At 60.6% G+C, this 24666-nt stretch carries 22 protein-coding genes; 7 read left to right on the forward strand and 15 right to left on the reverse strand.

The features are described 5' to 3' along the window. The first annotated feature begins 108 nt into the window (after positions 1-108). Positions 109-828, forward strand: coding sequence for a FadR/GntR family transcriptional regulator (locus tag HFK74_RS00350; RefSeq protein ID WP_180201889.1), 720 nt, complete (start codon positions 109-111; stop codon positions 826-828). Positions 829-997: 169 nt separating this feature from the next. Here HFK74_RS00350 and HFK74_RS00355 read toward each other — a convergent pair whose 3' ends face one another. The 8 genes from HFK74_RS00355 to HFK74_RS00390 all read right to left on the reverse strand — a co-directional run bounded on the left by HFK74_RS00355 (position 998) and on the right by HFK74_RS00390 (position 11992). Further along, positions 998-3382 carry an RND family transporter gene (locus HFK74_RS00355; RefSeq protein ID WP_180201890.1) on the reverse strand — a complete coding sequence of 795 codons (2385 nt, stop codon included), beginning with the start codon at positions 3380-3382 and terminating at the stop codon, positions 998-1000. Between the two features lie 28 nt (positions 3383-3410). Further along, a complete protein-coding gene (locus HFK74_RS00360) occupies positions 3411-4463 on the reverse strand; it encodes a YCF48-related protein (RefSeq protein WP_180201891.1) in 1053 nt (350 codons plus the stop codon). 1014 nt (positions 4464-5477) lie between these two features. After that, positions 5478-8132 (reverse strand): aminopeptidase N, encoded by a 2655-nt coding sequence (gene pepN, locus HFK74_RS00365; protein ID WP_180201892.1) that lies wholly within the window; start codon positions 8130-8132, stop codon positions 5478-5480. A 10-nt stretch (positions 8133-8142) separates the two neighbouring features. Next, positions 8143-8973 carry a DUF2797 domain-containing protein gene (locus tag HFK74_RS00370; protein ID WP_180201893.1) on the reverse strand — a complete coding sequence of 277 codons (831 nt, stop codon included), beginning with the start codon at positions 8971-8973 and terminating at the stop codon, positions 8143-8145. Then, a complete protein-coding gene (locus tag HFK74_RS00375; protein WP_020799300.1) occupies positions 8970-9230 on the reverse strand; it encodes a YeaC family protein in 261 nt (86 codons plus the stop codon). Before HFK74_RS00375 ends, HFK74_RS00370 begins: the two co-directional genes overlap by 4 nt. A 34-nt stretch (positions 9231-9264) precedes the next feature. Continuing rightward, complete coding sequence (locus HFK74_RS00380) at positions 9265-10134, reverse strand: rhomboid family intramembrane serine protease (RefSeq protein WP_180201894.1); 870 nt, start codon at positions 10132-10134, stop codon at positions 9265-9267. After that, positions 10131-11102, reverse strand: a complete 972-nt coding sequence (locus HFK74_RS00385) for a metallophosphoesterase (protein ID WP_180201895.1) — start codon at positions 11100-11102, stop codon at positions 10131-10133. The genes HFK74_RS00380 and HFK74_RS00385 overlap by 4 nt, the downstream gene beginning before the upstream one ends. After that, a complete protein-coding gene (locus HFK74_RS00390; protein ID WP_007944594.1) occupies positions 11102-11992 on the reverse strand; it encodes an NAD(+) kinase in 891 nt (296 codons plus the stop codon). Before HFK74_RS00390 ends, HFK74_RS00385 begins: the two co-directional genes overlap by 1 nt. Positions 11993-12103: 111 nt before the next feature. On the opposite strand from HFK74_RS00390, the gene HFK74_RS00395 reads away from it, so the two are divergent. After that, positions 12104-13054 carry a DUF1853 family protein gene (locus HFK74_RS00395; RefSeq protein WP_180201896.1) on the forward strand — a complete coding sequence of 317 codons (951 nt, stop codon included), beginning with the start codon at positions 12104-12106 and terminating at the stop codon, positions 13052-13054. Positions 13055-13205: 151 nt separating this feature from the next. Here the strand turns inward: HFK74_RS00395 and HFK74_RS00400 are convergent, their stop codons facing one another. Then, entirely contained in the window at positions 13206-14309 is a 1104-nt protein-coding gene (locus tag HFK74_RS00400) for a DUF2855 family protein (protein WP_180201897.1), read from the reverse strand. Between the two features lie 55 nt (positions 14310-14364). On the opposite strand from HFK74_RS00400, the gene HFK74_RS00405 reads away from it, so the two are divergent. Then, on the forward strand, positions 14365-15012 hold the full coding sequence (locus tag HFK74_RS00405) for a TetR/AcrR family transcriptional regulator (protein ID WP_180201898.1): 648 nt from the start codon (positions 14365-14367) through the stop codon (positions 15010-15012). A 12-nt stretch (positions 15013-15024) separates the two neighbouring features. Here the strand turns inward: HFK74_RS00405 and HFK74_RS00410 are convergent, their stop codons facing one another. Then, positions 15025-15585, reverse strand: a complete 561-nt coding sequence (locus tag HFK74_RS00410; RefSeq protein ID WP_180201899.1) for an NADPH-dependent FMN reductase — start codon at positions 15583-15585, stop codon at positions 15025-15027. A gap of 183 nt (positions 15586-15768) precedes the next feature. On the opposite strand from HFK74_RS00410, the gene HFK74_RS00415 reads away from it, so the two are divergent. After that, positions 15769-16005, forward strand: a complete 237-nt coding sequence (locus HFK74_RS00415; protein ID WP_180201900.1) for a hypothetical protein — start codon at positions 15769-15771, stop codon at positions 16003-16005. Between the two features lie 88 nt (positions 16006-16093). Beyond that, positions 16094-16987 carry a LysR family transcriptional regulator gene (locus HFK74_RS00420; RefSeq protein WP_180201901.1) on the forward strand — a complete coding sequence of 298 codons (894 nt, stop codon included), beginning with the start codon at positions 16094-16096 and terminating at the stop codon, positions 16985-16987. On the opposite strand, the gene HFK74_RS00425 is transcribed toward HFK74_RS00420, so the two are convergent. From HFK74_RS00425 to HFK74_RS00445, 5 genes are all read right to left on the reverse strand, one after another. Next, positions 16953-17567, reverse strand: coding sequence for a GNAT family N-acetyltransferase (locus HFK74_RS00425; RefSeq protein WP_008062262.1), 615 nt, complete (start codon positions 17565-17567; stop codon positions 16953-16955). The two genes, HFK74_RS00420 and HFK74_RS00425, sit on opposite strands and share 35 nt — an antisense overlap. A 14-nt stretch (positions 17568-17581) precedes the next feature. After that, entirely contained in the window at positions 17582-19837 is a 2256-nt protein-coding gene (locus HFK74_RS00430) for an Orn/Lys/Arg decarboxylase N-terminal domain-containing protein (protein ID WP_180201902.1), read from the reverse strand. A 149-nt stretch (positions 19838-19986) separates the two neighbouring features. Then, complete coding sequence (dnaQ, locus tag HFK74_RS00435) at positions 19987-20757, reverse strand: DNA polymerase III subunit epsilon (protein ID WP_180201903.1); 771 nt, start codon at positions 20755-20757, stop codon at positions 19987-19989. Positions 20758-20969: 212 nt separating this feature from the next. Next, positions 20970-21422: a ribonuclease HI gene (gene rnhA / locus HFK74_RS00440; RefSeq protein ID WP_008062270.1), complete on the reverse strand. Its 453-nt coding sequence runs from the start codon at positions 21420-21422 to the stop codon at positions 20970-20972. A gap of 88 nt (positions 21423-21510) precedes the next feature. Continuing rightward, positions 21511-22269 (reverse strand): class I SAM-dependent methyltransferase, encoded by a 759-nt coding sequence (locus HFK74_RS00445; protein WP_180201904.1) that lies wholly within the window; start codon positions 22267-22269, stop codon positions 21511-21513. A 65-nt stretch (positions 22270-22334) separates the two neighbouring features. On the opposite strand from HFK74_RS00445, the gene gloB reads away from it, so the two are divergent. Both gloB and HFK74_RS00455 read left to right on the forward strand, forming a co-directional pair. Then, the gene (gene gloB / locus HFK74_RS00450; RefSeq protein ID WP_180201905.1) at positions 22335-23102 is read left to right on the forward strand and encodes a hydroxyacylglutathione hydrolase; all 768 of its coding nucleotides are present in this window, start codon (positions 22335-22337) and stop codon (positions 23100-23102) included. A gap of 99 nt (positions 23103-23201) precedes the next feature. Next, positions 23202-24644, forward strand: a complete 1443-nt coding sequence (locus tag HFK74_RS00455) for a transglycosylase SLT domain-containing protein (RefSeq protein WP_180201906.1) — start codon at positions 23202-23204, stop codon at positions 24642-24644. The last annotated feature ends 22 nt before the right edge of the window (positions 24645-24666 follow it).

The following is a 24666-nucleotide window of genomic DNA, read 5'->3' on the forward strand; positions in this document are numbered from 1 at the left end:
CAGCTCCTACAGTTTTCCTGCACCAGTCAAACCCGGCGCTAGCGACCGTCACTCCCCGTGCCTGTTATCATGCCCGGTATCCCCCCGCACAGGACCGCGCCGTTCCCCATGGATTATCGCAAACCCTCCGACCGCAAAAGCATGCACTCGCGCATCGTCCAGGAATTGGGCATGCAGATCGTCTCGGGACGTTTCCTGCCGGACGACAAACTGCCCGCCGAAGCCCTGCTCTGTGAGGAATATGCCGTCAGCCGGCCGGTGTTGCGCGAAGCCACCCGGGTCCTGGTCGCCAAGGGCCTGGTGTACTGCCGTCCGCGGGTCGGCACGGTGGTCAAGCCGCGCAAGGAATGGCACATGCTCGACCCGGACGTTTTGCATTGGCTGATGCAAAGCAGCCCGCAGAACCAGTTCTTCGACCTGCTGACCAGCGTGCGCAGCATCATCGAACCGGCCGCCGCCGCCCTCGCCGCGCAGTTTGCCACCGATGCAGACATCGCCTCTATTGGTGAGGCCTACCAACGCATGGAGGCCGCGCCGACACCCGAAGCCTTGCTGCAACCGGACCTGGACTTCCACAGCCGTATTGCCGACGCCACCCACAACGACTTGCTGGCCAACCTGTGCAACATGCTCTCGGTGGCGATCGCCGAAGCGTTGAAACACTCGAACCAGCGGCCGAACCTGCATGAACTGGCGCTGCCTCGGCACAAGGCGATTCTCACGGCGATTGAAAACCGTGATGCGCTGGGTGCGCGGCATGCGACGCTGGTGCAGCTGGATGATGCGCGCAGCGCATTGAATGTCGTGCTCGGCACCGATCCCTCGTAAACAACGCAATCCCCTGTAGGAGCTGGCTTGCCAGCGAAGAGGTCCTCATTGGCGATGCAAGACGCAAGGACGCCTTCGCTGGCAAGCCAGCTCCTACAGGGGGTTGGTGCGAATTTGAGATATAAAAAAGCCGCAACCAAGGTTGCGGCTTTTCTATTTCAGCCAAAGATCAGTGAGCAAACAGCGAATTGCCCTTCTGCCCCGCCAGCTTCTCCGGCTTGATCAGGAACCGCGCCAGTGCCGGCAGCAGCCACAGCGCACCGAACATGTTCCACAGCAACATGAAGGTCAGCATCAGGCCCATGTCGGCCTGGAACTTGATGGCCGAGAAGATCCAGGTGCACACGCCGATCGCCAGGCACAGGCCGGTGAACAGCACGGCCTTGCCGGTGGATTTCAGCGTCTGGTAGTACGCCTCTTGCAACGGCAGGCCGGCACGCAGGAAGCTTTCCAGGCGGCTGTAGATGTAGATGCCGTAGTCCACGCCAATCCCCACGCCCAGCGCCACCACCGGCAGGGTCGCGACTTTCACGCCGATGCCCATGAAGGCCATCAGGGCATTACCCAGCACCGACGTCAGCACCAGCGGCAACACGATGCACAAGGTCGCCGCCCAGGAACGGAAGGTGATCATGCACATGACCGCGACGCAGATGTACACCAGGATCAGGATGGTCAGCTCGGACTTCTTGATCACCTCGTTGGTAGCCGCCTCGATCCCTGCGTTACCGGCAGCCAGGATGAATTCCAGGTTCTCGGTGTTGTGTTCCTTGGCGAACTCCTGCACCGCATGCACGGCACGATCCAGGGTCTCGGCCTTGTGATCGTTGAGGAACACCAGCACCGGTGCCAGGGAACAGCTGTTGTTGTACAGGCCGTCGGCACGGGCGATGGAGTTGTTCAACACGTCCGGGTTACGCGACAGGGTTTCCCATTTCAGGTTGCCCTCGTTCATGCCCTTGATCATCTGCTTGGACACGGTCACCAGCGAGATCGCCGACTGCACGCCCTCGGTGTTCTGCATCTTCCACATCAGCTCGTCGATCGGCGCCATGGCTTCGTAGCGCGAGCAGCCTTCGGACTTGGTCTTGACCATCACCACCAACACGTCGGAACTGGTGGAGTAGTTGCTGATGATGAAGTTGTTGTCCTTGTTGTAGCGAGAGTCCGGACGCAGTTCCGGCGCACCCTGGTCGAGGTCACCGATCTTCAGGTTCTGGCTGTACCACAGGCCACCGCCAAAGGCGACCAGCGCCAGGAGGATGGAAACCGGTGCAACCTTCGCGCTGGCGAAGTTCGACAGCAGGCGCCAGAACGGGTGCTCGCGGGTCGCATCCTTCTTGCTGCGAGCCACGGCACGCTTGCTGATGCCGACGTAGGAAATCGCCACCGGCAACAGGATCAGGTTGGTGAACACAATCACTGCCACACCGATGGAAGCACCGATGGCCAGCTCACGGATCACACCGATATCGATGATCAGCAGCGTGATGAAGCCCACCGCATCGGCGAGGATCGCGATCATCCCCGGCAAGAACAGCTGCCGGAAGGTGCGCCGAGCCGCCGTCAGGGCGTTTTCCGCCTCGCTGGACTGCAGGGCAATGCCGTTGATCTTCTGCACGCCGTGAGAAATGCCGATGGCGAAGATCAGGAACGGCACCAGCATCGAGTACGGATCAAGCCCGAAGCCGAAGAAGTGCATCAACCCCAGTTGCCAGACCACCGCCACCAGCGTGGTACTCAATACCGCCACCGTGCTGCGCAGGCAGTTGGTGAACCACAACAGCAGGATCAGGGTGATGACGAAGGCGATTCCGAAGAACATCACCACCATCACCAGGCCGTCGATCAGGTCGCCGACTTTCTTGGCGAAACCGACGATGTGGATCTTCACGTTGGGGTTCTGTTGCTCGAACTTGTCGCGGATCTTCTCTTCGAGCTCGTGGGAGAACTTGCGATAGTCCAGCGCCAGCAACTTTCCCTGGTCCTGTGGGTCCGGGTAGGACTCCAGCAGCGGGATGTCGACGATGCTCGACTTGAAGTCGTTGGCCACCAGGCGCCCGACCTGCCCGGACTTGAGCACGTTGTTGCGCAACAAATCGAGGCTTTGCTGGGAGCCGTTGTAGCTCTGCGGGATCACTTCACCGCCGGCAAAGCCCTCTTCCGTCACTTCGGTCCAGCGTACGCTCGGGCTCCACAGCGACTTGAGGCCGGAGCGGTCAACGCCGGAGATGTAGAACACCTCGTCGTTGATCTGCCGCAACGTCTCCATGTATTCCTTGGAGAAGATGTCGCCGTCGGTGGCTTCCACGGAAATGCGGACGGTGTTGCCCAGGTTCGCCAGATCGTTGCGGTGCTCCATCATCTTCTGAATGAACGGATGCTCGAGCGGGATCATTTTTTCGAAGCTGGTGGACGGGCGAATCAGCGTCGCCTGCCAGAACAGGAAAACACTGACCAGCAGGCAGATGAAGATCACTGCCGGGCGGTTGTTGAAGATCAGGCGCTCAAGAAACGTCGCCTTGTCCTGATGATGGGTGCTTAAGGATGTCATAGCTACGCCTTCTTATTATTAACCCGGCTCATTTGCCCAGCTCAGCGCCATTTGGCGAAGTGGCGCGAACGCCGCCCTGTCCAGCCAGAATCAGATTGCCGTTCCCCGCGGCGACGACCGATGAGAGCGAGATCCGATCCCGACGGTTGAAGACGCTGAAGGTTTCACCGTTGTCGCTGCTGCTGATCACCGAGCCGCCGTTGCCGACGATCACAATGGAGCCATCGTCGAGCAAAGTACCGCCGGACAAACCGAATTCCAGGTCACCGCGTTCAGCCTTGAGCTCGACCTGCTCCCAGGTGCTGCCGAAATCCGTGGAGCGGTAAAGATTGCCGCGCAGGCCATAGGCCAACAGCGTGTTGGATTGCGCGGTGCCGATCACACCGAACAGCGAACCCTCGTACGGACCTTCGAGTTTTTCCCAGGTCTGGCCCCAATCGACCGAGCGGAACATGCTGCCCTGCTCGCCGACAATGAACAGGCCAGCATCCTTTACCGCCGTGATGGCGTTGAGGTGGAACTGGTCTTCGTTGTCCAGGCGATCGCTGACGTCTTCCCAGTTTTTCCCGCCGTCGGTGGTGGCCATCAATGCACCGTAGGCGCCCACGGCAAAGCCGCTGTTGGCGTCCTGGAACCAGACGTCGAGCAGCGGCGATTCGCGTTTGAGATCTTCGAATTGCTTGGTCCAGGTGATACCGCCATCGTCGCTGGCGAGAATCTGCGCGTCATGACCCACGGCCCAGCCACGCTTGTCATCGACAAAGAACACCGAGGTCAGCAGCTGTCGGGTTGGCACCTTGGCCTGGGTCCAGGTCGAACCCTGGTCATCGGAATACAGAATGTGCCCGCGATCCCCGACGGCCACCAGGCGCTTGCCGGCATGCACCACATCGAGCACCAGGCTTTTGCTGGCCTTGGCCGATTCAACGGAATAAACCACGTCGGATGCCGGCGCGTCAGCGGCCAGCACCGGTGCCGACCACACGGCACAGCCCAACAGCGAGAGCGCTGTAGCCAGCAACGCGAATTTGCGCAATGCCGGCGGGCGGCAGATACCCACACCCATGACAGGCTCACTCATAGACCTTCCCCCTTTATTATTGTTAGGTCGTTCAACCTTTCAGGGCGCCGTAAGGGTTGTTCGCGGGATGACCCTTTTCAAAGCATAGCCTTGAAACCCGCAATCCAGAGCCCCTTCGGAAGCAGGCTTATCCTATCGGTGTTTTTCGACGGCTGACAATCGACGGCACGTTATGTTTTGTTAACCGGAGGGGGATGGGGGGGTTGCTGAATGATTGGGTATTGGGAGGGGTGATTGTGGTTTTGGTGTTGGTGTTGGGGGGGGGGGTTGGTGTACATATCCGTTTCTGCGGTAACGGCCACCTATGGTTTCGCTCTTACAGCGAGTCACTTGGAAGAGCCCCAAGTAACCAAGGGCTCTTGCCCCTGGCGTTCGGTGCCTCGCTAAGGCTCGGCATACCCTCGCTCCGGTCCTGCTCCGTGGGTCGCCGCGATGGGGCAAGAAAATCAAAAGCCAGATCAAGATCAACAGCCAAAACGAGGCGTCCTTAAAGCCGACCTGATTGGGAGCCGTACGCGTTTTCTTTGTAGGAGCCAGGCTTGCCGGCGAAGAACGATAACGCGGTACAACAGACAAACCGCAGCGCCTGGTTCGCCGGCAAGCCTGGCTCCTACAGTAGGGAGATGCTACCTCGCCAAAACAGGTCGAGTGTCAGCTCGCCTCGCTTGCTTTTGATTTTGATCCACCCGCCCCTTCGGGAGGCTGAGCGGAGGTGTTCATCCGGGGAGTGGCGCGCAGCGCCGTTCGACGCAGTCGAACACGCTGCATGTAGGTGCAGCGAAGCCAACCGGAGGGCAGTGTCCCCGGATGGATACCGGAGCGAAGGAACCCCGAGCCCCAGCGAGGGGCCGGACGCTCGGGGCGAGCCTTTTTTTGCTTACTTTTTTTTGGCGTTTGAAAAAAAAGTGAGTCGCCGTAAGGGCGAAACCGCCAGCCGCCGTTACCGCAGGAATGGATATGTACTCAGCCCCCATGAACCTGGTCGGCCCGAAGGCCGCCAAGTTCAAGCCAGACTCAAGCCAGGCTCTTGCTGACCACCTCAAACACATCACTCGACAATTGCCCCGAACCCCGAATCCGCTCCAACTCCCCTTTCATCAACGCCTGACGCGCATCATCATACTTGCGCCAGCGCGTCAAAGGCGCCAACTGCCGGGAAGCAATCTGCGGATTGAAGCCGTTCAACTCGATCACCAGATCCGCCAGGAAGCGATACCCGGAGCCATCCGCCGCATGGAAGTTGATCAGGTTCTGCCCGGCGAACGCGCCGATCAGCGCCCGCACCTTGTTCGGGTTCTTGATGTTGAACGCCGGGTGCTGCATCAATGCCTTGACCCGATCAAGGCCACCCGGCAGCACACTGCCGGCCTGGACGCTGAACCACTGGTCCATGACCAACGGGTTGTCCTTGAAGTGCTCGGCGAAGCTGGCCAGTGCCTTGGCTTTCTGCTGTTCGAACGGTGAGTTGACCAACACGGCGAGCGCGGTCAGGCGTTCGGTCATGTTGTCGCAGGCGTCGAACTGTTCCAGCGTCGCCGCCAGCACTTCGGGCTTGCCGCTGAGCATCAGGTACGACAGCGCGATGTTCTGCAAGGCGCGACGGGCGAAATGCTCGGCTTCGGCCACGTACGGGGTCTGCTTCGACAGGTCGCGGTTGGCCTGGTAACGCAGCCACAAGCCCTCGAACAACGCATCGGCCAATTGCTTGCGGGCAAACTCGCGGGCGATGTGAATCGCCTCGACATCGGCCACTTCGCTGATTTCCGTCAGGTACGCTTCGCTTGGCAGCGACAGCATTTCGGCGACCATCGCCTGGTCCAGCGTCTCGTCGGACAGCACGGTACGCAAGGCCGAAACCAGACGCTGATCCAGCACCAGCGCTTCACCCTTCTGCTGCTGGGCAATCAGTTCCTGCAGCACCTGCACCGACAGTTGCTGACCGGCATCCCAACGATTGAAGCCGTCGCTGTCGTGCTGCATCAGGAACATCAGTTGGTCGCGGTTGTACGGGAAGCTCAGTTTCACTGGGGCCGAGAAACCGCGCAGCAACGAAGGCAGCGGCTGTTCGGCGATGTCGACGAAGGTGAACGTCTGCTCGGCCTCGGTCACCGAGATAACCCGGGAAGTCCCTTGTGCCGACGCTTCACCGGCAAGACGCAGGGCAAGTTCACCGCCCTGGTTATCGAGCAGGCCGAGTTCGACCGGAATCACGAACGGCAGCTTTTCAACCTTGTCCGGGGTGGGCGGACAGCTCTGGCGGAAGGTCAGGCTGTAGGTTTTCGCGGCGTCATACGACTCGCTCACCGCCAAACGAGGTGTGCCGGCCTGGCTGTACCAGCGCTTGAACTGGGTCAGGTCGACGCCATTGGCATCTTCCATGGCCTTGATGAAGTCATCGCAGGTCACGGCCTGGCCGTCATGGCGTTCGAAATACAGGTCGCTGCCCTTACGGAAGCCTTCGGCGCCAAGCAGGGTGTGGATCATGCCGACCACTTCCGAACCCTTTTCGTACACGGTCAGGGTGTAGAAGTTGGAGATCTCGATGAAGCTGTCCGGCCGTACCGCGTGAGCCATGGGACCGGCGTCTTCGGCAAACTGATGGGTACGCAGGTAGGCCACGTCCTGGATGCGCTTGACCGTCGCCGAGTTCATGTCGGCGGAGAAGCCGGAATCGCGGAACACCGTGAAGCCTTCCTTGAGCGACAACTGGAACCAGTCGCGGCAGGTCACGCGGTTGCCCGACCAGTTGTGGAAGTATTCGTGGGCCACGATGGCCTCGACCCGCTGGTGCGCGGCGTCGGTGGCGGTCTCGGCCTTCGCCAGCACGGCGCTGGAGTTGAAGATGTTGAGCCCCTTGTTCTCCATGGCGCCCATGTTGAAGTCGTTCACGGCAACGATCATGAAGATGTCCAGGTCGTACTCGCGACCGTAGACCTCTTCATCCCAGCGCATGGATTTCTTCAGGCTGTTCATGGCGTGCTGGCACTTGTCGATGTTTTCCGGCTCGACATAAATGCGCAGCGCTACGTTACGCTCGGTCATGGTGGTGAAGCTGTCTTCGACGCACCACAAATCACCGGCCACCAGCGCGAACAGGTACGCCGGTTTCTTGAACGGGTCTTCCCAGGTCGCCCAGTGCCGGCCGTCTTCGCCAGGACCGCTGGCGATCGGGTTGCCGTTGGACAGCAGCACCGGGTAGCTGTGCTGTTCGGCGACCACCGTGGTGGTGAACGTGCTCATCACGTCCGGACGGTCGAGGTAATAGGTGATCTTGCGGAAGCCTTCGGCCTCGCACTGGGTGCAGAACATCGTGCCGGACTTGTACAGGCCTTCCAGCGCGGTGTTGGTTTCCGGGTGAATCCGGACGCTGGTGTCGACCGTGAAGGTGGTGCTGGTCGGCTGCAGGGTCAGGTGATTCTCGGTCAATTGGTAGTCAGCAATGCCCAGCTCGCGGTCGGCCAGGGTCACCGACAGCAATTCCAGCTGCTGGCCATCGAGCACCAGCGGCGGCAGGCCCGGGCCGCGCTCGGGGTTGCGGCGCATCACCAGTTGCGCATGGACCAGGCTGTGGTCCTCGAACAACTCGAAGGTCAGGTGCGTTTCGTCGATCAGGTACTCGGGCGCCTGATAGTCCTTGAGGTAGATCATCTTCGGTTGTTCGGTGCGCATGCTGGAGTCCTTAACTATGCACGGCGAGCTGATAAGCCGTGTATTTACGAATGTTGATCACGCCGGTGTCGAAAATCAGGTATTGGCCCTTGATCCCCATCAGCGTGCCTTCGGCAATCGGGTTCTTGTCCAGGTTGAAGCTGACGATTTTCGCCGGATACTGCTCCACCGGAAAGCGGATTTCGAGCGGTTCGACGTCGGAAATAGCCTGGATCGCCTGTAGGCCGAATCGCTCCTGCAAGCCTTGCAGGCCCTCGGCGCAGCTGTCGAACAACTGGTCACGGATCTGCGGCAGGTCCACCGATACCGCATCGCCCTTGAGCAAGGCACGCCAATTGGTCTTGTCCGCCACCTGGCTACGAAACAGGTCTTCGACGAAGCCCGATTGCTGGCGGGTCGCCACGCGCATGATCGGCAGCGCCTGGCTGGCGCCCTGGTCGATCCAGCGGGTCGGCAACTGGGTGGCGCGGGTGATCCCGACTTTCACTCCGGAGGAATTCGACAGGTAAACGATGTGATCGGTCATGCAGAACGTCTGGCCCCACTCCGGCTCCCGGCAGGTACCGGCGTCGAAATGGCAGCGTTCCGGGCTCATGATGCACACGTCACACTGGGCCAGCTTGGTCATGCACGGATAGCAGTAACCCTGGCTGAAACTGGTTTTGGTCTTGCGTCCGCAATGGGTGCAGTGGATCGCCCCCAGGTATTCCAGGCGCACCGTGGTGCCGATCAACGGATTGACCGGAACCTCGACGTCGCCCAGGCGAAAGGCATATTGCACGTTCGGCCCGTCCAGGCGCGCCGACATTTTACTGATTGCACCGCGGCCAATCTCAATCAATGGATGGCATCCGACTTGAACAGGATATTGGGTACTTGAATCGATTTGGAGCTGCATTCCTGCGGGCCCATGTAGCCAGTACGCTCTTCTTCAGGCAGGTTCTTGATTTCCCAGGCGATCATCGCTTGCAGCGACAGTTCGCGCTGTTCGGCGGTGAGCTTGCCACCGTCGGACCATTTACCGATTTCCACCGCCAGTTTCAGGCTCTGGTAGATATCCGGGGTGATGTTCTTGATCATTTCGTTAAAAGAGGACATTGGGTCTCCGCGCTCTTTGAATCACATAACAGTTTTAGGCGGCCAGTTTACGGCGGTTGTACAAACCACCCAACAAACCGGTCAAGCATCCGACGAGCAGCCCGCCGACGTGGGCCGCGTTGGCAATTTCGCCGAAGCCGATCATCGAGACCAGCCCGGACAGGCACAGCAGCAGCCATATCAGCATCATCGCCAACACCCCACGGGGCAGGCGATAGGCGCTGTTGGGCGACAATATCTGAAAAATCCAGCAGTGCCCGAGCAGGCCGTACAGCACCCCGGACAACCCGCCAAACAGGGTCGGGCCGCTGAACACGAACTGGGCATAATTGGACACGAGGCTGAACAACAAGGTCAGGCCGATGAGGTTGATACTGCCCTGGCGCGATTCGATACGTCGCCCCAGCTCCCAATACCACATGCCGTTCATGGCCAGGTGCAGGAAGCCGAAGTGAATCAGCATCGGTGTCACCAGGCGCCACCACTGCCCCGCCGCCAGGCTGTCGGCCAATGGCACGAAATGGATGTACTCGCCGACCACGCGAAAATCGAGAAACGTCAGCCAGCGCAGGGTGCTCAGGTTATCGCCCAGCAGCGTCAGCGCGCCGACGACCAGGGTCAGAAGCAGCACAGCCGCAGTGGCTTTGCCATGGCGAACCTGATCGGCGAAGTTCGGCCGGCGCGTCGACTGCGCGATCGGAATGTCGAGTTTGTGCTCTGGATCGCCCTCGGGATAGCGTTCGTACAATACGCGCACGTCGTCGCTGATGTTGGCCGGCACCCAGAGCACCTGCTCGCCCGCTTCTTCGCTGACCCGATGCGGCACCTGCATGCGTTGCAGCAACTTGACGAACCCGCTCAGATCCACCGCCAGCGGCAGGCGCAAGACTGCGACCCGGCTCATTGCAACACCTCCGGTCGCTCGACATCGACCCAGACGAACTTGTGCGGATCCAGCCGGGTTTCCTGGTCCAGTCGATAGGCCACCAGTTTTCCGTAGAGCACCGCACTGTAGTCCAGGCACGCCAGGTTCGGACGAATCGGCGCCGGTTTTCCGCTGCGCCAATAATGGCCGACGAACAGCAAGGGCTCATCGGCGCCGTAGCGCAGCAAGTTGTTTTTTTCGGTTGACGACAGTGGCGTTCGGGCCACCGGGTCGGGCAAGGCGTCGGGCTGGAACACGATGTCTCCGTAGGTTTGCGGGTCGTCTTCCCAGAATTTGGTACGGAAGAACGAGCGTGTCAGACCGTCGCCGCTGGTCATGGTCAGGCCATGGGGCAGGCGCATGTCGGTGCCGCGCAACAGGCGGTCGAACACCGTGCAGGCGAAACTGTCGGGCACGGCCGAGGCCTGCAGGAAGTGCTCATCGACGCAACCATCGGGGAACAACGCCCGCAGCGGTTCGATCAACCCGGCATCCCAGCAGGCATGTACTACCCGGAAGCGTCCGGCATCGATAAACAGCGGCAGTTCATAGAACCACTGCTGGAAGTCATGCCAGTCCGCCGGATGGTGTTCGAATTGGGTCAGGGTCTCATGCAGCAGGCGCGCATGGCGCGGGGTGTGCTCGCGCACGTACTGCTTGCCGCTGCCGGGCAATGCCGGGGTCACCCAGCCCAGGGCGTTGAACTCATGGTTACCCATGATGCACAGCGCCTGGCCAGCCTCGACCATGTCGTGGACGATGTGCAGCGCCTCGCGAATCCGTGGACCGCGGTCGATGATGTCGCCGACGAACACCGCCATGCGCGAGGCATGCCGCCAGACGCCGCCTTGCTTGTGATAACCGAGCCGGTCGAGCAAGTGCTCAAGGGTCAGAGCGCAACCGTGCACGTCACCGATCAGGTCGTAGCTACGCGCGGGATCGAGCATCAGTCGCCTCCACCACCCAACCTGCTGCCCCAGCCGAGCTTGGTCCGGCACACTTCATAGTAGTTGTGGTCGAGCGGGTGGATCAGCCGCAACTTCTGGGCTTTCTTGCTGATGGTGATGGTGTCGCCGGGCGCACAGGTAAAATGGTTCTGCCCGTCACACGAGACTTGCGGGTAAATCTGCATATCCTTGGACACGACGATTTTCAGCTCACTGTTGCCATCGACCACAATCGGCCGGCCTGACAAGGTATGGGGGTACATCGGCACAATCACAATAGCATCGAGCTTGGGATGCATGATCGGGCCACCGGCGGAGAGCGCATAGGCCGTGGAGCCGGTGGGCGTGGCGACGATCAGGCCGTCGGCTTTCTGGCTGCAGACGAACTGGCCGTCGATGTACAGTTCGAACTCGATCATGCGCGTCGACTTGCCGGGGTGCAGCACCACATCGTTCAGCGCATCGCCCTGGCCAATGGCTTCGGCGTGACGACGAACTTCCGCTTGCAGCAGGAAGCGGTTCTCCACCAGATAGTGGCCATCGAGCACTTCGGCGACCTTGATTTCCAGCTCGTCGGGGCGGATGTCGGTGAGAAACCCCAGGCTGCCCCGGTTGATGCCGAGCACCGGGATATTATGCTTGGCCAGCGCACGGGCGGCGCCAAGCAGACTGCCATCACCGCCGACCACAATCACCATGTCACAGACTTCGCCGAGCATCTTGCGCGATGAGGTTTGCAAACCGTGGCCCGGCAGGACTTCGGCAATGGTGTCTTCGAGGATCACGTGCAGGTGACGATCGAGCAGAAAGCGTTTCAGTCGGCGGACGGTATCCAGCACCTGGGAACTGCCCAGGCGTCCGATGATGCCGATATTACGAAATTGCTCCATGGGGCCCCTAAGCTCAGCGACGGCGAAAAGCACGATTATGGGTGAAAGCGCAGGATAGACAAAATCCTTTCAGCCTCAAGGTGTTCTCACGATTCGGGCTATGCTCGCAAGATGATCCTATTTCCAGATTTGCTGCAGTTACCCCACCAGTTGCGCCACCCCGAAGTGCGCGACCTGGCGTGGGTCATCCTCGCCCCGCCGATGCTCAGCGCCACGCCCTGGCCGCAACGACATCCGCTGGCCGGCAGCGACTGGGTGCAGGCCCCGGAACACCTGGAAACCTGGCTGCGCAAACTCGACCGGGACAGCTACGGCTTGCTGCACTGGCTGGCCCAGGCCCGAACCCGACGCCTGGGCCTGTATTATGAACGGCTTTGGCAGTTTGCCGTGCAGCATGCGCCCGGTATCGAGCTGATTGCCGCCAACATGCCGATCCGCCGCGAAGGTCACACCCTGGGTGAGCTGGACATGCTGCTGCGCGATCGCGACGGCGTGCATCACCTGGAGCTGGCGATCAAGCTTTACCTCGGCCCGCAGAACGGCGACGGGCACGACACCGCGCAGTGGCTCGGCCCGGGTTGCCACGATCGGCTGGACCGCAAACTGGCACACCTGAGCCAGCACCAATTGCCGATCTCCGCGCGCCCGGAGAGTCGCGAAGTCCTGGCGGCGCTGGATATCCGGCAGTTCAGCGCGCATTTGTGGCTGGGTGGTTATTTGCTCTATCCGTGGCCGGGGCAGGCCGCAATGCCCAATGGCGCACATTCACAGCACTTGCGCGGGCGCTGGCTGCATCAGAAGGACTGGACGAAATTCTTCGCGCAGAGTCCGCCCGGCCGCTGGCAACCCCTGCCCCGCCATGCCTGGCTTGCCCCGGCGCACTACCCCAAGGAGCAGACCTGGGACGCTGAACAGTTGCAGGCTTGGCTGAGCGATCTGGAGCCGCTGGCACCGGCGCAGTTGCTGGTGCGCCTGACGGAAAATGCCCACGGCGATTGGGAGGAAGCGGAACGGTTGTTTCTAGTGTCGGATCTTTGGCCGAATGTGCCGGGGCAGGCTTGAGTGTTTTGCTGCCTGAACCGCCCCCCCTGTAGGAGCTGGCTTGCCGGCGAAGGCGCCAGGCCTGACCCACCGCACAGGCACATTCGCCGGCAAGCCTGGCTCCTACAGAACCAACCCCTTAGCGAGCTTGCTCGCGAAGGGGCCAATCCGGTCACAACCGAATCACATGCCCCTCCACCGGCGCGACCTGTCCATGAAACAGGCGAGAAATAACAGTCTGCGCCGCTTCGTAGCCCTGACTTTCCATCACCTTCAGCAACGGCGGTTCATTGGCCGTGACCTTCCGGAAAAACTGCCGCAGGCCCTCGCCGATGTGCTGACTGACCCCTTCCGGACCCCAATCGGCATTGCGCTTGCGGATCTGGATCGGCGCAAAAAAGAACACTGGTTGCGGGCCCTCGATGGCTGTCAATCGGGCCTCGTCGGTGCTTTGTGCCGAGCCGGCAAAGCAACTGTAGAGCAACTGCCCGGCAAAATGCCGGTGCACCTGGTCACGCAATTCAAGGTCGCCGGAAAAATCCACATACAGTGTTGGACGATCATTGGGCAGGCTAGCCAAATCCGCGTAAGACACCGTTTGCTCGTAACAGCCCAGGGTCTCGACAAAGGCCTTGTTGCCGGCTGAGGTCAGCGCAACGCGTTCCAGGCCGGGATGATTGCCCAGGCAGACCGCGGTACCGTAGGCGGTTTTGCTCGAAGCGCTGGAGAACACCAGTCGCATTGCGCCAAAGAACTGCTTGTCCTGCAAGAAGTCCGCAAGCATTGAGGAGGTCAGGAACAGCGGCTTGAGCAAAATCTGCAGGTTTTCGGTGTCCGGGCTGTAGTACGAATCCCAACTGCAACGGGTGTATTGGTTGTAGGCCGAGGTTAACCCTTGTCGATGCTCGGCACCATCGTAGAAGCCCCGTTCGGTGACCCGCTCCGGGCGCATCCACAGATGGCTGGCAATCGGGAAATACCCGTAGAAGCGCTCGCCGACGTTGATACCAGCCACGTCCGAGGCCACGACATCGGCAAAGCCCCAGGCAGGGACGTGCCCCCAGTCCGCCAAACCTGTAGGAAAGAACCCCCAGTAGTTCATCGAATTGCCATAGGCGGCGTAGGTAATGTTATTGGTCGTCAGCGCGCAGCGGTCAATCTTCAAGATCACCTCGCCCGCCGCCGGCACCAGGCTTCGCTGCGCCTGTTCGATCCGGCTTTGGTCCAGGGCGTTTTTACGGGTTATCAGCCGTGTTACCGTAAATGAACTTTGCATCCTTCAGTCTCCTGCTGCGCAAGTGTGGCGGGTAGCACCAGAGTAATGGCAGCCGATGAAGAGCGGGTTCGGAAACACCAAGGGCAGCATCAATCCCCGGGCAAAACCGCTGAAACGGCCGAGTCAGGCCCGGGCGATTTTCACCGTGGAGGCGATTTACCAGGCATTTGTTCGGATTTGGCGAAGGGACGGCTGGTTCGGCTTGACCACCCGGGAAGTGGCGCTCGAAGCAGGCGTTGCGATTGGCACGCTGTACGACTATTTCCCGAGCAAGGAGGCCCTGCTGTCCGGTTACATCCGACATCGCCTGGATGCCTTGTTACGGCACATGGATGAAGCGGTTGTGCAGGCCAATGACCTGGACTGGCCGACCCGGATCAAGCGCCTCATACGCCTGACCTGCAACCCCGACGACGAGCAACAGCCCTTGTTCAACCATGCCGTGCTGCTCATCGAACACCAGATCGCCGAGCCGAAGCATCATCAAAGGGTGTTCGAGGAACTGTCGCAGAAATGGCGCGAAGCGTTCGCCGCCTGCAGTGACTTGCCAGTAGCCCCCTCTGCGGCAACCGTCGATGCCTGGGTCATCATGGCGTGGGGCGGACGGCGTTATTGCGTCACCGCGCAACCTGCGGCGGCACAAACCGCCGCCTGGTTGTCGGAAATGGAAACCATGATCTGTAGCCGACTGGCCAACGGCTAGTCATCCAAAGCATCAAAGCTTTTTGTGCTGTTCAACCCACTTGCCGTAGGCATCGATGAATTTCTGCAGGAACGGCCTGACGGACTCGGACAGGTTGCCCGCCTCGTCGAACGCGGAACCGGCGCCACTGAGGTAGGCCTCCGGTTGCTGCATCATCGGCACATCGAGAAACACCATGGACTGGCGCAAGTGGTGGTTCGCACCAAATCCACCGACCGCCCCCGGCGAAACACTGATCACCGCACCCGGCTTGCCACTCCAGGCACTCTTGCCATAGGGGCGCGAACCCACGTCGATGGCGTTTTTCATCGGGGCAGGCACCGATCGGTTGTATTCCGGAGTGACGAAGAGCACTGCGTCGGATGAACTGACTTGTTGTCGGAAAGTACTGTAGGCTGCCGGCGGTGAAGCACCATCGATGTCTTCGTTGTAGAGCGGCAAATCGCCGATTTCGACGATACTGAGCTTGAGGTTGGCCGGCGCCAGGTCCGCCAGCGCGAGGGCAACCTTGCGGTTGATCGATGCTTTGCGCAGGCTGCCGACCACTACGGCGATGGTATAGACATTACTCATGGAAGACGCTCGATTGTCCGTGGGAGAAGCCAGTAGTTATAGATGATCAGGCGCCGGTTCAGCCAATGAACACCGGTATATTCGCGTCCTGAACTATTTTTTTTACGTAGGAAAACTTACCGTACTCGGTGGCGGTCTATCCAACCGCACATTGAGTGATTTATCTCCAGAGGTTCTAAGCAGATGGCAGCAGTACTCGTCGGTCAGTTCCATGCAAGAGACGCGGAAGGCCGCATTTATTCCGTACATGAGTTCCAGGAATCCACGCCATCGGCAGACGGTTTCGCAGGCGGGACGCCCGTCACCACCTACAAGCTGGCCATTGGCGATCGCGTGAACAAGCTCGATGAAAACGAATTCATGCTGGTGCAATCGGGCGTGACCATCATCCGTGAACCGGTCATGAACGTCGTTTCATAACCTGTCGTTATGAGCAGAAGTCATAGGCGCAGACTTGGGTTAGGATTCAGTCACTGACTCCTTCACCTGCTGAACATGGACTTCACGCATGCGCTTACGCCATATCGAAGTGATCCAGGCGCTCCTGCAGACCGGTCACCTGGGTACCGCCGCCGAATGGCTGCAGTTGCCAGTGGCCGAAGTCGAACGCATTTTGCGCGACGCCGAGGATCAGTTGGGTTTCATGCTGTTCGCAAGCGTTCGCGGACGCTTGCAGGCCACGCGTGAGGCGCGGGCGTTGCAGGTCGAAATCAATCGTGTCTACGATGCGCTCGAACCAGTGCAACGCCTGGCCAGTAGCCTCAGGCAATACCTGGCCCCGCCGTTACGCCTCATCTGCACCCCACCCCTGGCCCAGCAATTGTTGCCGCAAAGCATCGCAGCGCTACGCCGCCGCCTGCCCGACGCGCCTTGTACGCTCCTGAGCCAGCCCACCCGCGAGATCGTCCGCAGCCTGCTGCTGCGCGAAAGCGATCTGGGCCTGAGCCTGCATGATCCCGATCACGCCGATATTCATTGCCAGCCGATCGCCCAAGGCAAGCTGCAACTGCTCGCCCCCCACGGCTGGCTGCAACCCAAGCAGAAGTACATCTCGCTGCAGGACCTGGCTGGCCAGGCGATGGTCGGCCTTGAAGGCCATGATCCGCTCAGCCCGGCGCTGGAAAACAAACTGCATGGGCTGCGGCCGGCGCCGGTCATACAGACCCGGGTGCAAACTCACCAGATGATGCGCAGCATGGTCGAGGCCGGTGAAGGCCTGGCCATTGTCGACCCCTTCACCGCCCTGGGCGCCAAGTCGGCCGGGCTCGATGCCTGCCCGCTGGCACCCGCCGTGCCGGTCACCCTCTACGCCCTGACCCTGAAGAACGGCGAGCCCTCGCCTGCCCTCCAGGCGTTGCTGGCGATCATCACGGAACAAGCCGCGGTGATGTTGGCGAACTGATCGGATTTTCCAGCGGGTTGTCGAACAATCGGTACCAGAACAGCGCCACTTCGGCGGTGTTGGGGTCAATACCCCGATAACGCAGATGGTCGATACCACCGATCACGTAGCCGCAACGTTCGTACAGCCGGCAGGCGCCCAGGTTGTTGTTCTGGGTTTCGAGCATGACGCCGGGCAGTTTCTTCTTGCGACTCCAGAACTGCGCCACATCCAGCAACGCCTTGGCCACACCGTGCCGCCTGGCCGGAGCATGCACCGCCAACTCATCGATATGGGCAAAACCGTTCCAGTTGGTGCTAATCACCAGGTGGCCAACGGGTTCGTCATCCAGGTACGCCATGAAAATCGCACTGTCGGCGGCATCGCGAAAGCTGCTGAACTCTTCCGGATCGATGCCATAACACTTGCGATAAGGGGTGATGGGCGTGACTTGCCACTGTTCCACCGGCTGCCCAATTTCGGGAGCACCGTAGGCTGCGACTTCAAAACTGAAATCACTGCCCCATATGTAAGCGGCAAAGCCTTCGTCGGCGACACGCACCGACAGCCCTGGGTAATTCGGATTCATGACCGGTTGCATACTGGGAAAGGTCCTCATTCCTTGATGCAATCGACGGTGTAGTGCCGCCCATTGCCCTCGTCTTCGTGTTGCAATCCGTGTACATCAGCGACGAAACCCGGGAAGCTGCTGTCGAACGTGCGAGCAAACGCCAGGTAGTCGATGATCGAGCGGGTCGCCTCGGTAAAGCGCTCTCCGGGCATGATCAACGGAATGCCCGGCGGGTATGGCACCAGCATGACGGCAGCGATGCGCCCCTCCAGGGCATCGATCGACACGGCTTCGACTTCGCCACGTACCAGATGATCATAGGCGTCAGCCGGCTTCATGGCGATTTGCGGCAGCACCGTGTACATCCGCTTGAGATGTTTGGCCGTGGCATTGCTGCGATAACAGGCGTGCAACTGGTCGCACAGGTCGCGCAATCCCATGCCCTGATAGCGCGCGCCATGTTGTTGGGCCACGCAAGGCAGGCAGCTGGCCAGGCTGACATTGGCGTCGTAGCTGCGCTTGAACTCCAGCAGCTCAGTCAGCAACGTGCTCCACTTGCCCTTGGTGATGCCCATCGAGAACAGCACCAGGAACGAATACAGCCCGGTCTTTTCCACCACCAGCCCGCGCTCCCAGAGAAACTTGCTGACCACGGCCGCCGGAATTCCGCGATCGCTGAGCGCACCGCCTGCGGTCAGGCCCGGCATCACCAGGCTGACCTTGATCGGATCAAGCAAGACATAATCGTCGCTGACTTCGCCAAAACCGTGCCAGTCATCTGCAGGTTGCAACAGCCAGTCCTCGGTCACCACCCGATTAATGCCTTCCACCGACGGCGGCTGCCAAATGGAAAACCACCAATCGTCGGCGGCGATGTGCTGGCGCAGATTAGCCAGCGCCCGTCGAAAGCTCAGGGCTTCGTCGAACATTTCCTGCAACAGCGAGCGCCCGGCCCCACCCTCCATCATCGCCGACGCCACATCCAGTGAAGCGATAATGCCGTATTGCGGTGACGTGGAGATGTGCATCATGAAGGCTTCGTTGAAACGGTCACGGTCCAGCTGCCGGGCGCCACCGTCCTGCACGTGAATCATCGACGCCTGGCTGAACGCCGCCAGCAACTTGTGCGTGGAATGGGTGGTGAACACCAGCGGGCTGTCTTCACTGCGGGATGTACCCATGCCGTAGCGCCCGGCGAAAAACTCATGGAATGCCGCATAGGCGTACCAGGCCTCGTCAAAGTGCAAGACCTCGACGCTATTGCCCAACTGCTGCTTGATCAGCTCGGCGTTGTAGCAGAGGCCGTCGTAGGTCGAATTGGTCACCACCGCCAGCTTGACCTTCGGCGACCGGCCCTTGGTCAACGGGCTGGCATCGATCTTGGCCTGGATCGATTCGCGGCTGAACTCACTCAGCGGAATCGGCCCGATGATCCCCAGTTCATTGCGTTCCGGGCACAGGTACAACGGGATGGCACCGGTCATGATGATCGAGTGCAACACCGACTTGTGGCAATTGCGGTCCACCAGCACCAGGTCGTCGCGAGCGACCATGGAGTGCCAGACAATCTTGTTCGCCGTCGAGGTGCCGTTGATCACGAAGAAGGTGTGATCAGCGCCGAAGTTTCGCGCCGCCCGCGCTTCCGCCTCTGCCAGGGGCCCGGTGTGGTCCAGCAGCGAACCCAGTTCCGGCACCGAGACCGACAGATCCGAACGCAGGGTGTTTTCCCCGAAAAACTGGTGGAACGCCTGCCCCACCGGACTTTTGTGATACGCCACCCCGCCACCGTGACCGGGGGTGTGCCAGGAATAGTTGGAGTCGGCGGTGTGCTGCACCAAGGCCTTGAAGAACGGCGGCAACAGGCCATCCAGGTACTTGCGCGCGGCCCGCGCCACTTGGCGTGCGAGGAAAGGCACGGTGTCTTCGAACAGATAGAGAATGCCGCGCAACTGGTTGAGCTCAGCCATGGCGTCGGCGGGCGCGTTTTCCAAGGTCACTTGCTCGCCCAGGGCGAAGATGGGCAGATCCGGCGCACGCACGCGCGCCAGTCCGATCAGCTCGGCCATATTCTGTAACAAATGCGAGTGGGCGCTGGCGTCTTCCGCCGCAATCAGCATGCACGAGAGGCCGTGATGGGTCGAAGCGACCAGCCGGCCTTCGGTGTAATCCATCGCCGAGACGATACTGAAACCTTCCTGCTCCAGTTCCCGGGCGATACCCCGCACGCGATCGCCAGCGACGGTGTCGGCCTTGATGTCGCGATGGACGATCAGGACCGGGAATTTCAGATCTTTATACATGGGGCTCAGTGTCCTGAGGCGGCAGGCCAGAGCCTGTCAATCACCTCAGGGTAGAGGGTTGCAGCGGATGTGGCGAGTGCGATGCACTGAAATGGGTCAGCTGTGTAGGAGCTGTCGAGTGAAACGAGGCTGCGATCTTGTTAACGAACCTACGCCGAAACCTCGGCCTTGGCCTCGGCCTCAGCCAATTGCAACCACAGCGCCGGCCCACCGGCGGATTTGCTGATGATTTCCAGGCGCGCCATGTGCTGGGCCAGTTCGTCTTCAGTGGCGCGAATGATACGCGCCGGCTGGCGGTCGGCCGGCAGGCGGCGGATTTCAGTGGCGGAGTTGTCCGCGCCCTCGCCGGAGCCATTGCCATCCGACGCGTTACCCGCCAGGGACAGGCTGGTCTGGCCGCCGGTCATGGTCAGGTAGACGTCGGCCAGGATCTCGGAGTCGAGCAAGGCGCCGTGCAGCTCACGGCCGGAGTTGTCGACACCATAGCGCTTGCACAAGGCGTCGAGGCTGTTGCGCTGACCCGGGTGGCGTTCCCGGGCCATCATCAAGGTGTCGAGGATCGAGCAGTGCTGGGTGATGTCCGCACGATCGTGCTGGCCCATCAGGGCAAATTCGTTGTTGATGAAGCCAACGTCGAACGCCGCGTTGTGGATGATCAGCTGCGCGCCCTTGATGAACTCGAAGAACTCTTCGGCCACCTCGGCGAAACGCGGCTTGCCCACCAGGAATTCATTGGTGATGCCGTGGACGCCGATGGCGCCTTCGTCACTTTCGCGATCCGGCTGCAGGTAAACGTGAAAATGCCGGCCGGTCAGGCGCCGACCGATCAACTCGACACAACCGATTTCGATAATCCGGTGGCCGTCGGTCACCGGCATGCCGGTGGTTTCGGTATCGAGTACAACGGATCTGGTGGCCATCGGGTGCTCAGCTCTCAATCGGTCAATCGGGCAAAAGCGGCAATGTTAACACGCTTGCCGGGAACTTCAGATACACCGAGTCGCGGCCATCGCGAGCAGGCTCGCTCCCACACTGGATCGTAGGTGAACGCAGGATTTGCGCTCTATGAGATCAAATGTGGGAGCGAGCCTGCTCGCGAAGGCTGCGACTCGGTACACCGGTTGAATTCGATTCAGGCCTGCTTGAACCCGCGCACTTCATCCACGCCACGGTTGGCCAGTTGGTCGGCCCGTTCGTTGCCGTGATGGCCAATGTGCCCGCGCACCCATTTCCAGGTGACGTTGTGGCGATTGACCTGCTCGTCGAGCAGTTTCCACAGGTCGGCGTTTTTAACCGGTTCTTTCGCTGCGGTTTTCCAGCCGCGTTTTTTCCAGTTGGCCATCCACTCGTTGATGCCTTTCATCACGTACTGGGAGTCGGTCACCAGCAACACATCGCACGAACGCTTGAGCTCTTCCAGGCCGCGAATCGCGCCCATCAGTTCCATGCGGTTGTTGGTGGTGTTGGCTTCGCCACCCCAAAGTTCTTTCTCCACGCCCTTGCACACCAGCAATGCGCCCCAGCCGCCAGGGCCAGGGTTGCCCTTGCAGGCGCCATCGGTGAAGAGTTCTACGCTATCGCTCATGCCAATCTATCCAGAAAATGCAGAGGCCCGCCAATCACTGATCGACGACGCCCGGGACCGGGGCAACCCCGGTCGAAAAAAGGAAATATCACGGTTCGATGTTGCGACGATTGACCTTGGCCATCGGCAACGGGATCAGCTTGCCCATCGGCTCGCGACGTTCCTGACGGACCGGCCGCAGACCGACCACGATCTTGCGCGCCACCAGTAGATAGAAGCCACCACCGGACAATTGCCAGTCACCGGCCTTGCGCTCCCAACCGGCCAGACGGGTCTGCCAGGTGGGTGAAGCCAGCGGCGGACGATAGCACCCGAAGCGGCGTTTCTCCAGCGCGAAGCCCAGCAGGTTCAGCCAGTCAGCCACCCGCGACGGGGAAATGCAACGCGCCTTGCGCAAGCCGTCATGGGCAAACACATGACGCAGCCCCCAAGTGCTCCAAGGGTTGATGCCAATGATCAGCAAATGCCCGCCGGGCCTCACACTGCTCGCTGCTTCGCGCAGCAAGCCGTGAGGCGACAGGCAGAAATCCAGCCCATGCTGCAGCACCACCACATCGGCGGCATGTTCGCTCAGCGGCCAGGCCTGTTCCTCGCAGACGATCTCGACCCCAGGCAACGGCGCACCCAGGCGTACGTTGCGCTGCACCTGCGGCGCCGACGGCGGTGTCTGGGCCGACGGCCCGTAATGCACCAGGTAGCCACCAAAGAAACGCCCCAGCTCGTCTTCGAGCATGCGCCGCTCTTCATCCAGCAGGAATTGCCCGAGGGGGCCGGACAGCCAGTCACGTGCTGCGCTGATCAATGCCAGCCAGTCAGGATCAGCCTGAGCGAACGCTTTATCGGTCATTGCATTCTCCAACGCGCCAGGAAGTTCTAAGATGCGCCATTGTTTTCCGCTTGGCGAATCCGACGATGATACAGATCACTGCCCTGCCCGCCTTCACCGACAACTACATCTGGTTGTTACAAGACCCCGACACCCGGCGCTGTGCGGTGGTCGATCCGGGCGATGCCGCGCCGGTAAATGCCTGGCTCACGGCCAATCCGGGCTGGGTCTTGAGTGATATTCTGATCACTCACCATCACCATGACCATGTCGGCGGCGTCGAGCAGCTCAAGAAAGCGACGGACGCAACCGTCTACGGTCCTGCCAGCGAAAGCATCCCCAAGCGGGACATCGCGCTCAAGGATAACGATCGCATCCATGTGCTGGGCCATGACTTCGAGATCATTGCCGTGCCCGGGCATACCCTGGGCCACATTGCCTATTATCACACCGGCTTGCTGTTCTGTGGCGACACCCTCTTTGCGGCGGGTTGCGGGCGCCTGTTCGAAGGCACGCCCAAGCAAATGCACACCTCGCTGTCGCGCCTCGCCGCGCTTCCCGAAGACACCCGGGTGTACTGCACCCATGAGTACACCCTGAGCAACCTGCGCTTCGCTGCCGCGGTCGAACCCGGCAACGCCGATACCCTCGAACGCCTGGCCAGCGTGACCCGTCAGCGAGAAGCCGGGGCCATCACCCTGCCATCGACGGTGGCCCTGGAAAAACGTACGAATCCGTTTTTACGTACCGGCGAAACATCCGTTAAAGAAAAAGCGGATGAACGGACCGGCACCGATAACTCCGCGCCCGATATGGTTTTTGCTGCGCTGAGAGCGTGGAAAGATACGTTTTGAGCACTTTGCACCATGGTCCAAAAACTCTGAAAGGTTGACCGCAGAGGGCGTGCTTTCTAGAATCGCCCGACATTTTTGCCCGGAACTTACTTCCAGCCAATGTCGTCATCTATACGCAAAGCCATCAATTCGGACGCACTGACCCGCCTGGCGCAAGCCATAGCGGTGGCTGTGTCCGCGACATTGGCGGGCTGTTCCAGTCATGTGCCGCAGACCGATGCGGCACACGCACCGAATATTGCCGCGCGCGCCAAACAGAAACCCGTCTTCCTCACCGAAAAGCCCAGCCCGCAGATCCCGCAGGATGTCTGGGAGCGCATGCGCCAGGGCTTCCAGCTGCAGGACGGCCTGGGTGTCAACCCGCGCATCGAGCAACAACGACTGTGGTTCGCCAGCAATCCATCCTTCCTCGAAAACGCCGGCGACCGTGGCAGCCTGTACATCCACTACATCGTCGAGCGCCTTGAAGAACGCAACATGCCGCTGGAACTGGCACTGCTGCCAGTGATTGAAAGCGCCTACAACCCGATGGCCTATTCCCGCGCCAACGCGGTGGGCTTGTGGCAATTCATTCCCTCCACCGGGCGTTACTTCAACCTGCGCCAGACCCGTTTCTATGATGGCCGTCGCGACATCACCGCCTCGACCACGGCGGCCATGGACTACCTGACCCGCCTGCACGACATGTTCAACGGTGACTGGCTGCTGGCCCTGGCCGCCTACAACGCCGGTGAAGGCACGGTCAGCCGCGCCATCGAACGCAACGAGCGACTCGGCCTGCCAACCGACTACTGGAACCTGCCGCTGCCCGCCGAGACCCAGGCCTACGTGCCGAAGTTGCTGGCACTCTCGCAAGTGGTGATGGCGCCGGATGCTTATGGCGTGAACCTCAACCCGATCGCCAACGAACCGTATTTCCAGGTCGTCGAGATCAACCAGCGCATGGACCTGTCCAAGGTCGCCGCGGTGGCCAATATCGACGAAGACGAGCTGTTCCAGCTCAACCCCGCCTTCAAGCAACGCACCACCATCGACGGCCCGCAGCACTTGCTGGTGCCGACGTCCAAGGCCCAACTGCTGACCACCAGCCTGCAGACCATGCGTCCGGAAGAGTTGATCAGCAAGAAGCAGCTCAAACCGGTTTTCGAAGGGTCTGACGATACACAGCTGGCGGGCGTCAAGCGTAGCTATCGGGTCAAGCGCGGCGACAACCTGGGCTCCATTGCCAAGGCCAACAATGTCGACGTCAAGGACCTGCAACGCTGGAACAAGTTGAGCGGCAGGAATCTCAAGGCCGGCCAGACCCTGGTCATGCAAGACACCGGCAAACGTAACTCGGGGCGCATCAACACCGTGGTCGCGGCCAAGTCCAGGACCAACGCCGAGAAGTCGCAATCCAAGTACAAGGTGCAACGGGGCGATTCGCTATACATGGTAGCCAAGCGCTTCAATGTTGAAATGCAACACCTCAAGCGCTGGAATCCTCGTGTCGGCCAGGCACTCAAGCCGGGGCAGATGCTGACGGTCTCCAATCCGCATTAAAAAAGAGCCCCTGATTCCAGGG

Origin of the sequence: Pseudomonas sp. SbOxS1 (genome assembly GCF_013416725.1) — a bacterium.
In the GTDB taxonomy this organism is placed as follows: domain Bacteria; phylum Pseudomonadota; class Gammaproteobacteria; order Pseudomonadales; family Pseudomonadaceae; genus Aquipseudomonas.